This is a genomic window from Pseudomonas sp. S1_G07 (assembly GCF_054668565.1).
Window position 1 is genome coordinate 209,383 of the sequence record NZ_CP162778.1, and the last position, 13,955, is coordinate 223,337.

At 62.0% G+C, this 13,955-nt stretch carries 12 protein-coding genes; 9 read left to right on the plus strand and 3 right to left on the minus strand.

All coding sequences use genetic code 11. The features are described 5' to 3' along the window. Positions 1 to 71: 71 nt before the first annotated feature. Positions 72 to 1,724 (minus strand): acyl-CoA dehydrogenase family protein, encoded by a 1,653-nt coding sequence (locus tag AB4O05_RS00925; protein ID WP_460133764.1) that lies wholly within the window; start codon positions 1,722 to 1,724, stop codon positions 72 to 74. A 68-nt stretch (positions 1,725 to 1,792) separates the two neighbouring features. Beyond that, complete coding sequence (locus AB4O05_RS00930; RefSeq protein ID WP_460133762.1) at positions 1,793 to 4,183, minus strand: hybrid sensor histidine kinase/response regulator; 2,391 nt, start codon at positions 4,181 to 4,183, stop codon at positions 1,793 to 1,795. 276 nt (positions 4,184 to 4,459) lie between these two features. Between AB4O05_RS00930 and AB4O05_RS00935 the strand changes: the two genes are divergently transcribed. From AB4O05_RS00935 to AB4O05_RS00950, 4 genes are all read left to right on the plus strand, one after another. Further along, the gene (locus AB4O05_RS00935; RefSeq protein ID WP_460133760.1) at positions 4,460 to 5,257 is read left to right on the plus strand and encodes a hydroxymethylpyrimidine/phosphomethylpyrimidine kinase; all 798 of its coding nucleotides are present in this window, start codon (positions 4,460 to 4,462) and stop codon (positions 5,255 to 5,257) included. Between the two features lie 18 nt (positions 5,258 to 5,275). Next, positions 5,276 to 5,899, plus strand: a complete 624-nt coding sequence (gene thiE, locus AB4O05_RS00940; RefSeq protein ID WP_460133758.1) for a thiamine phosphate synthase — start codon at positions 5,276 to 5,278, stop codon at positions 5,897 to 5,899. A gap of 16 nt (positions 5,900 to 5,915) precedes the next feature. Then, positions 5,916 to 7,199, plus strand: a complete 1,284-nt coding sequence (gene hemL, locus AB4O05_RS00945) for a glutamate-1-semialdehyde 2,1-aminomutase (RefSeq protein WP_460133757.1) — start codon at positions 5,916 to 5,918, stop codon at positions 7,197 to 7,199. 227 nt (positions 7,200 to 7,426) lie between these two features. Beyond that, positions 7,427 to 7,981, plus strand: a complete 555-nt coding sequence (locus AB4O05_RS00950) for a tetratricopeptide repeat protein (RefSeq protein ID WP_460133756.1) — start codon at positions 7,427 to 7,429, stop codon at positions 7,979 to 7,981. 128 nt (positions 7,982 to 8,109) lie between these two features. Here AB4O05_RS00950 and AB4O05_RS00955 read toward each other — a convergent pair whose 3' ends face one another. After that, a complete protein-coding gene (locus AB4O05_RS00955) occupies positions 8,110 to 8,436 on the minus strand; it encodes a DUF1820 family protein (RefSeq protein ID WP_003236992.1) in 327 nt (108 codons plus the stop codon). Between the two features lie 131 nt (positions 8,437 to 8,567). Here AB4O05_RS00955 and miaB point away from each other — a divergent pair, with 131 nt between their 5' ends. The 5 genes from miaB to lnt all read left to right on the plus strand — a co-directional run bounded on the left by miaB (position 8,568) and on the right by lnt (position 13,917). Continuing rightward, entirely contained in the window at positions 8,568 to 9,896 is a 1,329-nt protein-coding gene (gene miaB, locus AB4O05_RS00960; RefSeq protein WP_460133754.1) for a tRNA (N6-isopentenyl adenosine(37)-C2)-methylthiotransferase MiaB, read from the plus strand. Positions 9,897 to 10,048: 152 nt separating this feature from the next. Next, positions 10,049 to 11,053: a PhoH family protein gene (locus AB4O05_RS00965; protein WP_460133753.1), complete on the plus strand. Its 1,005-nt coding sequence runs from the start codon at positions 10,049 to 10,051 to the stop codon at positions 11,051 to 11,053. Continuing rightward, entirely contained in the window at positions 11,046 to 11,540 is a 495-nt protein-coding gene (gene ybeY / locus AB4O05_RS00970; RefSeq protein ID WP_460133751.1) for an rRNA maturation RNase YbeY, read from the plus strand. The genes AB4O05_RS00965 and ybeY overlap by 8 nt, the downstream gene beginning before the upstream one ends. Before the next feature lie 5 nt (positions 11,541 to 11,545). Further along, positions 11,546 to 12,385 (plus strand): HlyC/CorC family transporter, encoded by an 840-nt coding sequence (locus tag AB4O05_RS00975; RefSeq protein WP_010206772.1) that lies wholly within the window; start codon positions 11,546 to 11,548, stop codon positions 12,383 to 12,385. An 8-nt stretch (positions 12,386 to 12,393) separates the two neighbouring features. Next, positions 12,394 to 13,917, plus strand: coding sequence for an apolipoprotein N-acyltransferase (lnt, locus tag AB4O05_RS00980; protein ID WP_460133749.1), 1,524 nt, complete (start codon positions 12,394 to 12,396; stop codon positions 13,915 to 13,917). Positions 13,918 to 13,955: the final 38 nt, after the last annotated feature.

Sequence of the window (13,955 nt, forward strand, 5' to 3'; positions counted from 1 at the left end):
GCTTGCCTGCGATTGCGCCTGATCAGTCATGTCACTGCCGACTGGCCAGCTCCCACCTTGACCGTGTTCACTCAGTGAGATTGCGGTGTTGAGCGCGCGACGATGGCTTCGACATCCACGCCACGGGGCAAGGCACCGTAGGCCCGTCCAGACGACTCCCCCAACCGACTGACGATAAACCCGTCACTGACCGCCGCATTCCCGGCCTCCAGCAACAACTTGGCCTGCAAGGCCAGTGCGATCGCCTCGGTCAGCTGACGCGCGCGGTACTGAATATCCTGGGTATCCATGAACGCCGACTTGAGCTGTTCGATATGCCGCGCCAGTTGCTTGTCACCATGCCCATTTCCGAGTTCGACAAACAACGCCTCCAGCACACCCGCTTCTTTCGACAAGGCGCGCAGCACGTCCAGGCACTGCACATTGCCGGAACCTTCCCACGTCGAATTTACCGGTGCCTCACGGTAAAGGCGCGGCAGGATGCTGTCTTCCACATAACCGGCACCGCCCATGCACTCGGCGGCTTCGTTGATCATTGCCGGTGCCCGTTTGCAGATCCAGTACTTGCCCACGGCCGTGACCAGCCGGGCGAATTTGGCCTCGTGCTCATCCTCCTGACGGTCCAGGGCACGCCCCATGCGCATGCTCAAGGCCAGCGAGGCTTCGCTTTCCAGTGCCAGGTCGGCCAGCACGTTTTGCATCAACGGTTGTTCGCTGAGCACACGCCCCCCCACCGAGCGATGGGCACAATGATGGCTGGCCTGGGTCAGCGCCTGGCGCATCAAGGCGCTGGAGCCGACCATGCAATCGAAACGGGTCATGGCAACCATCTCGATGATGGTCGGCACGCCACGGCCTTCTTCGCCGATCATCCAGGCCAGGGCGCCGCGAAACTCCACTTCGCTGGAAGCGTTGGAGCAATTGCCGAGTTTGTTTTTCAGGCGTTGGATGTAGAACTGGTTGCGCGTGTCATCCGGGCGGTGCCGGGGCAGCAGAAAACAGCTAAGGCCCTTGTCGGTCTGCGCCAGGGTCAGGAACGCATCGCACATCGGCGCCGAACAGAACCACTTGTGGCCGACCAGTTCATACGCCTGCCCTGGCCCTCCGGCCCCCACCGGGTAAGCACGCGTGGTGTTGGCGCGCACATCGGTGCCGCCCTGTTTCTCGGTCATGGCCATGCCGATGGTGGCTCCGCCCTTGTGGGCGATGCCGACGTTACGCGGGTCGTATTGGGTAGCGAGGATTTTCGGCAGCCAGGTCTTCGCCAGATCAGGTTGCAGGCGCAGGGCCGGGACACAGGCGAAGGTCATGGTCAGCGGGCAGCCCGTGCCGGCTTCGGCCTGACTGTGCAGGTAGGTCATGGCGGCGCGGGCCACATGGGCACCGGATTGCGGATGGGCCCACGGTAGCGACGGCAAGCCATGTTCGACGGCGGTGCGCATCAGCTCGTGATAGGCCGGATGAAACTCCACCAGGTCGATGCGATGGCCGTAGCGGTCATGGCTGCTGAACACGGGTTTGTTCTGATTCGCCAGGAACCCGGCCTCCATCAGCGGCCCGCCGGCCAACGCGCCATAGGCATCGATGCGCGCCTCTGCCCAACCGCCACCAAAGCGGCGCGACCACTCCTGCAAAGGCAGGTCGATCCGGTACAGGTTGGTACCGTCCAGGGACGGCGGCTGGTTGGTGACGTCGTGGGTTTCGGCAAACTGATGCAGGTTCATGACGGGCCTCCTGGAAAAAGACCCCGTTAGGTTGAGGCCTGAACCTCAGTTAAGCACCGTCATCTGCGTTAAAAAAGTGACATACCCGCCGAATGCCCGGCGCTTTCACCCTGTAGCGGCTGCAACACGCGGCGTTCCAATACCGCCTGCAACGCCTCGAAACGCACCGGTTTGACGAGGCGTTCGCAGACCCCGACGCCATGGCAGTGCTCACGTTCGGGCCCATTAAGCGAAGTGCTCACGGCGATCACCGGCAGCTCGGCGCAGCCCGACAGCGCGCGGATCTGGCAGCACAACGCGAAACCGCCTTCGGGCATATCCAACAGCACGGCATCGAAGGGTTGCGCCTGCAACGCCGCCAACGCACTCGGGCCGCTGTCCACGGTTTTCACTCGGTAGCCGAGCTTGAGCAACATGCCGCGCAGCACCCACTGACCGACGCTGTTGTCATCCACCAGCAACACCGCGCACTCCGAGGGCACGCGCTGGTAATCCGGCGCGGCTTTTGGCTCAGGCGGCGGCACGCTGACCTTCACCTCCAAGTGGAAACGGCTGCCCTTGCGCAGCTCGGAATGATGGGTGAGACGCCCGCCCAGCAGCTCGATCAATTGCCGGCAGATCGCCAGGCCGATACCCAAACCGCCGTATTCACGGGTGGTGGAGCCGTCGAGCTGGAAGAACCGCTGGTACAGGGTGGCTTCGTCGAGGAAAGCAAAGCCAATACCGGTATCAGTCACGATAAAGCTCACGCGCACGCCGCCATCGCTGTGGGGCACGCCGACCACCCGCAGGCGCACGGCGCCGTCATGAGTGAACTTGAACGCATTGTCCAACAGGCACTCCAGGCACTGCAGCAGTTTGTCGGCGTCGCCCACCACGCGGTCCGGCAACTCATCCGCCACATCGATGGAAAACGCCAGGCCCTTGCCTTGGGCACTGGCGGTGAATTGCTGGCGCAAGGTGTCGAGCATGCCGCGCAGGCTGAACACCTGGGGCCGGGCCGTCAGGCGCCCGGCCTGCAGTTCGGTAAGGGTGAGGATGCCGTTGACCATGCGCATCATGTCCCGCGCCGAACCGGCGGCGGTTTGCTGGTACTGGGCCAACTCGGCGTCCAGCGGCACGGTCTGCATCAGCTCAAGGGAGCCGATCACGCCGTTCATGGGGGTGCGCAGTTCGTGGGTCAAGGTGGCGAGAAATTCATCCTTCAAACGGTTGCTGCGGGCCAACTGCTGGTTCAGCACTTCGAGCTTCTGGCTGGCCTCGAAAAGGATCTGCGCCTGTTGCTCGCGCATCGCATTGATGCGGTCGGCCAACGCCAGGGACAACAGCGCCACTTCAATCGCCGAACCGATCTGGCTGGCATACATGGTCAGGAATACATTGGGCAGGTAGCCCAGCACCATCAGGGTGTTCACCACCCCGCCGAGCAGGAACGCCGACCAGGCGATGATGAAATAACGCGCCACCCGCTGGCCGCAGTACCAGGCCTTGATGGCGGCGACAAAGATGCTCACGGTAAAGACCAGCGCCAACCCCGTGGCCAGGCGCAGCGCCAGGGCGTAGCTGGTCATCAGCGACAGCAGCATCACCACCGCGCCGCACGCCACCAGTGCCAGCAATAGGCGGTTGATCCAGCGACTGTGCTGGGCAGTACGCAAAAAGCTGCGCGCGAACAGGCTGCCGAACAGCGCCGAAGCACCGATCATGAATGGCGTCGCGGCGTTCGCCCACCATGGGTTGTTCGGCCAGAAATACTCCACCGCCGCGCCATTGACCGACAGTTGGTACATGCCGAACGAGGCAATATAGAAGATGTAGTAGAGGTAGCTGGTGTCGCGCACGCTGAGGTAGATGAACAGGTTGTACACCAGCATCCCCAGCAGCACGCCGTAGATCAGGCCCAATATATATAAGCGCAGCGGTTGTTGTTCCAGGTAGGCGGTGCTGGACCAGAGCGTCAACGGGGCCTGGATCGAGCCTTCGCTTTGCAGGCGCAGGTACAGGGTTTTCGCCTCGCCGGGGCTGAAATCGAGCTTGAACAGGTAGTTATTCTGGCGAATCTCACGGGCCGCAAAGGGCAAAGCATCCCCGGTGCGTCCGGCCAGGTGATAGGTGCCACTGTTGTCGGGCAGGTACAGATCGAGGTGATCCAGGGGCGGGTACGCCAGCTCCAGCAACCAGGTGCGTCGGGCCTCGGGGTCTTGGGGCAGGTAATGCAGGTTGACCTTGAGCCAGAACACCGAGCGCGAGTAGCCGGCGTTGAGGGTGTCTTTATCCTGGGGCTTGAACTGGGGGGCGGCGGAAGCGGCGCTGACATCGGCAATGGTGAGGGCCTGGGTCGGGTCTTCGAGCACCTGCAGGGCTCGGCCCAGTGGCAGGCTGCGGGTGTCCTGGTTGAACTCGATGGCGTTGGCGAGCAGCGGCAGCCCGCACAACAATAAAATCAGCAAATAGCGCATAGAGCCCCAGCGTGGACGGTCCGGTTATGCCAAAAGCCCCCCATTCCTTTTGAGAAGACGTACACCGGCGGTACAGTTAAGTTGTTTGGATCCACTCTAGCATAGCCGCTACAGGCCATTGGACACCATTGAAATGATTTTTTGAACGGCTCTAGAACGAGGCTTTCAGGGCATTTTCGAGGTGGGCAAAACGCCAAAAAAGTGTCGCACCCTGAGCAAAATTCAACCCTCGCGCCACAGCCACGCAAAAAGCGTTTGGTGGTAAGCTCGCGCACCATGAATATCTACAGCTCTCGCCCCGTTGTCCTCTGTCTCTCCGGCCATGATCCCAGTGGTGGCGCCGGCTTGCAGGCAGATATCGAAGCCCTGCTCGCCCAGGGTTGCCATGCGGCTCCGGCCGTCACCGCCCTGACCGTGCAGAACACTGTCAATGTCAGCGATTTCCGCGTACTCGACGGCGAGTGGGTACTGGCCCAGGCCAATGCCGTGCTCAGCGACTCCGAAGTAGCGGCGGTCAAGCTGGGCATGCTTGGCTCGACCGCGATGGTCGACACCGTGGTCGAGCTGCTGCAGGCGCACCCGCACCTGCCGGTGGTGTGCGACCCGGTGTTGCGTGCCGGCGGCGGCGGCAGCCTGGGCAAGGACGAAGTGGGTTACGCGATGCGCGAACGGCTGTTGCCGTTGTCGCGGATCGCCACACCGAACCTGCCCGAAGCGCGCATCCTCGCCGAACTGCCCGAGGGCACCGCGGATGAATGCGCCGAGAAGCTGCTGCCGTTTATCAAGCACCTGTTGATCACCGGCGGCCATGGCGACGAGCATCAAGTGCATAACCGCCTCTACAGCCGCGACGGAACGCGCCAGACCTTTACCTGCCAGCGCCTGCCCGGCAGCTATCATGGTTCGGGTTGCACGTTGGCCAGCGCATTGGCCGGGCGGATCGCCCAGGGCGAAGACCTGGTCAGCGCCGTGCAATCGGCGCTCAACTACACTTGGCGCACCCTGCGTGATGCCGAACAACTCGGCCAGGGCCAGTTCGTGCCTCGCCGTTTGCCGCTGGATTTCTGTTCGTAACATCAAGGGGCCTGCCCAATGAAACTACGTGGCCTTTACGCCATCACCGACAGCCAACTGTTGGCCGGCAAATTCCTCGCCTACGTCGAAGCGGCGTTGGACGGTGGCGTGACCCTGCTGCAATACCGCGACAAAAGCAGCGACGACGCTCGGCGCCTGCGCGAAGCGGAAAAACTGCACGAATTGTGCTCGCGCTATAAAACCCGACTGATCATCAACGACGACGCCGAATTGGCCGCGCGCCTGGGCGTCGGCGTGCACCTGGGCCAGACCGACGGCCCCCTCACGCCGGCCCGTGCACTGCTCGGCTCCAAGGCGATCATCGGTGCCACCTGCCACAGCCAGATCGAACTGGCCGAGCAGGCCGCGAAGGAAGGCGCCAGCTACGTCGCCTTCGGGCGCTTCTTCAACTCCAACACCAAGCCCGGCGCCCCGGCCGCCACGGTTGAAATGCTCGCCGACGCCCGCAAGCGCCTGCACGTACCGATCTGCGTGATCGGCGGCATCACGCTGGAGAACGCCGCCCCCCTGGTGGCCCACGGTGCCGACCTGCTGGCGGTGGTGCACGGGCTGTTCGGGGCCGAGAGCACCCAGGCAGTGACCCGCCGCGCCCGTGCATTTAACGACTTACTCAAATCTTGAATTCAGAGAGCCCACCATGTCTCGTTCCGAAACCCTGTTTGCCAATGCCCAGAAACACATCCCCGGTGGGGTGAACTCCCCCGTGCGGGCGTTCAAGAGCGTGGGCGGCACGCCGTTGTTCTTCAAGCATGCCGAAGGCGCCTACGTCACCGACGAAGATGACAAGCGCTATGTGGATTACGTGGGTTCCTGGGGCCCGATGATCCTCGGCCACAGCCACCCGGACGTGCTGGACGCGGTGCGCAAGCAACTGGAGCATGGCTTGTCCTACGGTGCCCCGACCGCCATGGAAACCGAGATGGCGGATCTTGTGTGTTCGATCGTGCCCTCGATGGAGATGGTGCGCATGGTCAGCTCCGGCACCGAAGCCACCATGAGTGCGATTCGCCTGGCCCGTGGCTTCACCGGCCGCGACAGCATCATCAAGTTCGAAGGCTGCTACCACGGCCACTCCGACAGCCTGCTGGTAAAAGCCGGCTCCGGCCTGCTGACCCAGGGCGTGCCAAGCTCGGCCGGTGTGCCGGCGGCATTTGCCAAACACACCCTGACCCTGCCGTTCAACGACATCGCCGCCGTGGCGCAAATGCTCAATGAAGTGGGCCAGGACGTGGCGTGCATCATCGTCGAACCGGTGGCCGGCAACATGAACTGCGTACCGCCGGCGCCGGGCTTTCTCGAAGGCTTGCGCGAGCAGTGCGACAAGCACGGCGTGGTGCTGATTTTCGACGAAGTGATGACCGGTTTCCGCGTGGCCCTTGGCGGTGCCCAGGCGCATTACGGCGTCACGCCGGACCTGAGCACCTTCGGCAAGATCATCGGCGGCGGCATGCCGGTGGGCTGCTTCGGCGGCAAGCGCGAGATCATGCAGCACATCGCGCCGCTGGGCCCGGTGTATCAGGCTGGCACCTTGTCCGGTAACCCATTGGCCATGGCCGCCGGCCTGACCACCCTGCGCCTGATCAGCCGCCCAGGCTTCCACGCCGAGCTGACCGACTACACCACGCGCCTGCTGGACGGCCTGCAACAGCGTGCCGATGCGGCCGGCATCCCGTTTGTCACCACCCAGGCGGGCGGCATGTTCGGCCTGTACTTCAGCGGCGCCGACGACATCGTCACTTTTGACGACGTAATGGGCAGCGACGCCGACCTGTTCAAGCGCTTCTTCCATTTGATGCTGGAAGGCGGCGTGTACCTGGCGCCGAGCGCGTTTGAAGCCGGCTTCACCTCGATCGCCCATGGTGACGCCGAACTGCAACTGACCCTGGATGCCGCCGAACGCGCCTTCGCCGCCTTGAAATAAACACCGGCAACGATCTGGTGCGGCCCCGGGCTGCGCCGGATTTGCTACTTTGCCTACAGAAATTTCCTTATTTTTCCGAGAAATCACCTGCAATTCGGCAGATAACTTGCCCAAGCAGCAGAAAAACGAGTAAAGACTTTGTAAGCAAGGGCCTGCTTATTTCATAATGCGCGCTTATTGGATCCCTCCGAGGATCCGCGTGCCCCGTCAGAGGTAAGTCGATTCCCATGAAACGCACCGGCCGCACCCTGGTTCTGGGCTGCCTGTTGCTCCTTCAGCCGCTGCTGGCACATGCACAAGCAGGCGGCAACTCGTTGTTAATCCCAGCGATGGGTCGTTGCACCCTCAATACCCAGGCAGACAGCCAGGCCGAAGCCTTGAGCGCGTGCCAGAAACAGGCCGATGCCGGGGATGCGCAGGCGCAATATGAGTTGGGCGAGTACTTCCACGACAGCAAAAACCCCCAGCGCGACCTCAACAAGGCCTTGAGCTACTTCGAGAAAGCCTCGCTGCAGGGCCATGCCCAGGCGCAATTGCAACTCGGCACCATGTTTTTCAAAGGCGAAGGCGTGCCGGCCAATAACATCCAGGCGTACATCGTGCTGAAAATGGCGGCGGTCAACGGCGCCGAAGATGCGCTGGACACCGCCGACGAAGTTGCCGAGCACATGCAGCGCGATGAGCTGGAAGTGGCCACCCAGGTGCTGGGCCAGATCTTCCGCAACTACCTGCAGGAACTGCAGAGTGCCGATGGGCGCTCACCGTTCTCGCCCCTGCCCTGAATCTCCGTTGCCTTTTAAGGCCCCTTCGCGAGCAAGCCCGCTGCCACATTTGACCGGGTTCCAACTTTGGAATGCGGTTGACTGTGGGAGCGGGCTTGCTCGCGAAGGGCGCGACTTGGCCTGGAGCCTTACTTCTCAGGCATCGGCATGGGGAACGGCATGACATTGCTCACGCCCCGCGCCTCGCTGATCTTCGGTGTGCCCAGGCGCTCGACTTCGTCGATGCGCACAATCGAATGCATTGGCACAAAACTGCGTACCACGCCTTCGAATTGAGCCTTGAGCTTTTCTTCGCCCGGGTCGACGACCAACTGGGTACGCTCGCCAAAGACGAACTCTTCCACCTCCAGGAAACCCCACAGATCGCTCTGATAGATCTGCTTGGCGTACATTTCGAACACCTGGCCCTGATTGAGGAAAATCACCTTGTAGATTGGAGCTTCACGTTTGGTCATGGTGGGCGAACAACACATCGGGGATATAAAAGAGGGCCGGAACTATAGCATGGCACCCGATGCACAGCGCTAGGAACCAATGGGCATGCCCCCTATAATGCGCGGTTCTTTACCACCAGTTGACGATTCCCATGGCCAAGAAGCTTTACATCGAGACCCACGGTTGCCAGATGAACGAGTACGACAGCTCGCGCATGGTCGACCTGCTGGGCGAACACCAGGCCCTGGAAGTCACTGCCCGCGCCGAAGATGCCGACGTGATCCTGCTCAATACCTGCTCGATCCGCGAGCGGGCCCAGGACCGTGTGTACTCGCAACTGGGCCGCTGGCGTGAACTGAAACTGGCCAACCCGGACATGGTGATCGCCGTCGGCGGTTGCGTGGCCAGCCAGGAAGGCGCGGCGATCCGTGACCGCGCGCCCTATGTCGACGTGGTCTTCGGCCCGCAGACCCTGCACCGCCTGCCGGAAATGATCGACGCCGCGCGCCTCACCAAGCTGCCCCAGGTCGACGTCTCGTTCCCGGAAATCGAAAAATTCGACCATCTGCCCGAGCCACGCATCGACGGGCCAAGCGCCTATGTGTCGGTGATGGAAGGCTGCAGCAAATACTGCACCTTCTGCGTGGTGCCCTACACCCGTGGCGAAGAAGTCAGCCGGCCGTTCGACGATGTGCTGGCGGAAATCATTCACCTGGCCGAAAACGGTGTGCGTGAAGTGACCCTGCTGGGCCAGAACGTCAACGGCTATCGCGGCCAGACCCACGACGGGCGCCTGGCCGACCTGGCGGAACTGATCCGCGTAGTCGCGGCGGTGGACGGTATCGAGCGCATTCGCTACACCACCTCGCACCCGTTGGAGTTCTCGGACAGCCTGATCCAGGCCCACGCCGATGTGCCGGAACTGGTCAAGCACCTGCACTTGCCGGTGCAATCGGGCTCGGACCGCATCCTCGCGGCGATGAAACGCAACCACACCGCCCTGGAATACAAATCCAAACTGCGAAAATTACGCGCGGCGGTACCGGGCATCTGCATCAGCTCGGACTTTATCGTCGGCTTCCCCGGCGAGACCGAGAAAGACTTCCAGCAGACCATGAAGCTGATTGAGGACGTCGGTTTCGACTTCTCCTACTCGTTCGTCTACAGCCAGCGCCCAGGCACACCGGCCGCCGACCTGCCGGACGAAACGCCGGAAGCGCTGAAAAAGGAACGCTTGAACGCACTGCAGCATCGCCTGAACCAGCAAGGGTTCGAGATCAGCCGACAAATGGTCGGCTCGACCCAACGCATCCTGGTCACCGATTACTCGAAAAAAGACCCGGGCGAATTGCAGGGCCGTACCGAGAACAACCGGATCGTCAACTTCCGTTGCGATAACCCGACCTTGATCGGCCAGTTTGCCGATGTGCACATCGATGCGGCGCAACCGCACTCGTTGCGTGGCTCGTTGATCAACTGATCTTTCCGACCTGATGAAGATCATATGTGGGAGCAAGCCCGCTCCCACATGAGATCAGTGCAACATTCTGGTGACGTAAGTGCTTTCGTACCCGCGCCACTGGCGTTATCCTCTATTTCACTTAAACAGCCAAAGGGCGGCTAAAAGCAACCTTGAACGCACCCATAGCAGAACCCCATCGTTTTCTCCTCGAGCCGTTTGAGGCTCGCCGTTTCGCCAATTTGTGCGGACAGTTCGACGAGCACCTGCGCCTGATCGAACAACGCCTGAGCATCGAGATCCGCAATCGCGGCAATCAGTTCGAGCTTATTGGTGAACCCCAACACACCACATCTGCGGAAAACCTGCTGCGTCGCCTCTACCGCGAGACCAAGGGCAGCGAGCTGTCGCCGGAAACGGTGCACCTGTACCTGCAGGAGTCCGCCGTGGAAGACCTGGCCAACAACCCGGTCGCCGAAGCCAGCGTGGCCCTGCGCACCAAAAAAGGCATGATTCGCCCGCGTGGCTTGAATCAGCAGCGCTACGTCAAGGAAATCCTCGGCAACGACATCAACTTCGGCATCGGCCCCGCCGGTACCGGCAAGACCTACCTGGCCGTGGCCTGCGCGGTTGACGCCCTGGAGCGCGAGCAAGTACGCCGCATCCTGCTGGTGCGCCCGGCGGTCGAGGCCGGCGAGAAGCTCGGCTTCCTGCCCGGCGACCTGGCCCAGAAGATCGACCCGTACCTGCGCCCGCTCTACGACGCGCTGTACGAGATGCTCGGCTTCGAATACGTGGCCAAGCTGATCGAACGCCAGGTGATCGAGATCGCCCCGCTGGCCTACATGCGCGGCCGTACGCTGAACAACAGCTTCATCATTCTCGATGAAAGCCAGAACACGACCGTCGAACAGATGAAGATGTTCCTGACCCGTATCGGTTTCGGCTCCACCGCCGTGATCACCGGCGACATCACCCAGGTCGACCTGCCCAAGGGCACCAAGTCGGGCCTGGGCCAGGTGATCGAAGTGCTCAAGGATGTACCGGGGATCAGCTTCACCCACTTCATGCCCAAGGACGTGGTACGCCACCCGTTGGTGCAACGCATCGTCGAGGCCTACGAGCGCTTCGAACATCGCGATGATGCACCGGCCAGGGACGTCCGCCACGATGCTTGAGCTTGACCTGCAACTGGCCACCGACGCAGCCGCCCCCAGCGAAGCCAAGTTCCGCCAATGGTGCGAACTGGCCCTGCGCCAGCGCAGCGCCGACTCGGAACTGACCATCCGCCTGGTGGACGAACCCGAGGGCCGTGAACTGAACCACACCTGGCGCCAAAAGGATTACGCGACCAACGTGCTGTCCTTCCCCGCCGACGTACCCGATGAACTGCTGGATATCCCGTTGCTGGGTGACTTGGTGATCTGCGTCGAAGTCGTCGAGCGTGAAGCACGGGAACAAGGCAAGACGCTTGAGGCCCATTGGGCTCATCTGGTCATCCACGGCTGCTTGCATCTCTTGGGCTACGACCATATAGACGATGACGAAGCCGAGGAAATGGAAGCACTGGAACGAACGTTGCTTGCAGAGTTGGGTCACCGCGACCCGTATGCAGACGACGAAACCGATCAACACTCAACTGAAACAATCAAGGATTTAGAGTAATCGCTATGAGCGAAGACCGATCGAGCAACGGGCAGAAGTCATGGCTGGGTAAACTGACCCAGGCTTTTGCCCACGAGCCGAAAAACCGCCAGGAGCTGCTGGAGCTGCTGCGCGAGGCCCATCAGAACAAGTTGCTGGACAGCGAAGCGCTGGCCATCGTCGAGGGCGCCATTCAGGTGGCTGACCTGCAGGTACGGGACATCATGGTTCCGCGCTCGCAGATGATCAGCATCAAGGCGACCCAAACCCCACGGGAATTTCTTCCGGCCGTGATCGACTCGGCGCACTCGCGCTACCCGGTCATCGGTGAAAGCCATGACGACGTCATGGGCGTCCTGCTGGCCAAGGACCTGCTGCCGCTGATCCTCAAGGAGAACGGCGACAGCTTCAATATCAAGGACCTGCTGCGTCCGGCCACCTTCGTACCCGAATCCAAGCGCCTGAATGTGCTGCTGCGTGAATTTCGCGCCAACCACAACCACATGGCCATTGTGATCGACGAATACGGCGGCGTGGCCGGTCTGGTGACCATCGAAGACGTGCTGGAACAGATCGTCGGCGACATCGAAGACGAACACGACGTCGAAGAAGACAGCTACATCAAGCCACTGCCCAGCGGTGACTTCCTGATCAAGGCGCTGACGCCTATCGAAAACTTCAACGAGTTCTTCGACAGCGAATTCTCCGACGATGAGTTCGACACCGTGGGCGGGTTGGTGATGAGTGCATTTGGCCACTTGCCCAAGCGTAACGAGACCACCGAAATCGGCGCGTATCGCTTCCGCATCCTGAATGCTGACAGCCGCCGCATCCACTTGATTCGCCTGACACCTATTGCCCGCTAAGGATTGATATGCAGCGCCTAACCCGCCCCGGCTGGCCCGGTAATTTGCTGGCCGTGGTGGCCGGCGCCATCACCCCCCTGGCGCTGGCGCCGTTCGATCTGTGGCCGTTTGCATTGGTCGCGGTCGGATTGTTCTATATCGGGCTGCGGGAATTGACCCCGCGCCAGGCCCTGGGCCGTGGCTGGTGTTTCGGTTTCGGCCTGTTTGGCGCCGGCACCAGCTGGATCTACTACAGCATCCACCACTTCGGCGGCGCGTCGGTGCTGCTGGCGGGCTTCCTGATGCTGTTGTTCACCGCCGCCATTGCCTGGTTCTTCGCCCTGCCCGCGTGGCTGTGGGCTCGCTGGCTGCGCCGCAATGAAGCACCGCTGGCGGATGCGCTGACGTTCGCCGCATTGTGGGTCGGCCAGGAAGCCTTTCGCGGCTGGTTCCTCACCGGTTTTCCGTGGCTGTACTCCGGCTACAGCCAACTCGATGGCCCACTCACTGGTCTGGCGCCCGTGGGCGGCATGTGGCTGATTTCCTTCGCCCTGGCACTCACGGCGGCGCTGCTGTGCAACCTGCCGCGCCTGCTGGCCGGCAAGCGCAACGCCTTTATCGGCGCCGGCCTGGTACTGCTGATCGCGCCCTGGGCCATCGGCCTGGCGCTCAAGCACCACGCCTGGACCGCGCCATCGGGGGCTCCGCTGACCGTGGCCGCCATCCAGGGCAACATCGAACAGAGCATGAAGTGGGACCCGCAGCAGCTCGATGCCCAGCTCGCGCTGTACCGCGACATGAGTTTCAGCTCCAAGCCTGTCGACCTGCTGGTGTGGCCGGAAACGGCGGTGCCGGTGCTCAAGGAGTCGGTGGAAGGCTACCTGAACATGATGGGCAAGTTCGCCGCGAGCCGGCATACCGCGCTGATCACCGGCGTGCCGATTCGCCAGGAAGTGCACCACCAGAAGCGCTACTTCAACGGCATCACCGTGGTAGGCGAAGGCGACGGTACCTACCTCAAGCAGAAGCTGGTGCCATTTGGCGAGTACGTGCCGCTGCAGGACATGCTGCGCGGGCTGATCGCTTTCTTCGACCTGCCGATGTCCGACTTCGCCCGCGGCCCCGCCGACCAGGCGATGCTGCAGGCCAAGGGTTATCAGATCGCGCCGTTCATTTGCTACGAAGTGGTGTATCCGGAATTCGCCGCCGGCCTGTCGGCCCAGAGCGACCTGTTGCTGACCATCAGCAACGACACCTGGTTCGGCCGCTCCATCGGCCCGTTGCAGCACCTGCAAATGGCGCAGATGCGTGCACTGGAAGCCGGCCGCTGGATGATCCGCGCCACCAACAATGGCGTGACCGGGTTGATCAACCCGTTTGGGCAGATCACCGCGCAGATCCCGCAGTTCGAACGCGGCATCCTCTACGGCGAAGTGGTACCGATGCATAACCTTACGCCGTACCTGCAATGGCGCTCGTGGCCGCTGATCATCGTGTGCCTGGGGTTGTTTGGGTGGGCATTGCTGGCAGGTCGGATGTCCAAAACCGTCTGACAGACAACCGCGAAACCCTGTAGGAGCTGGCTTGCCTG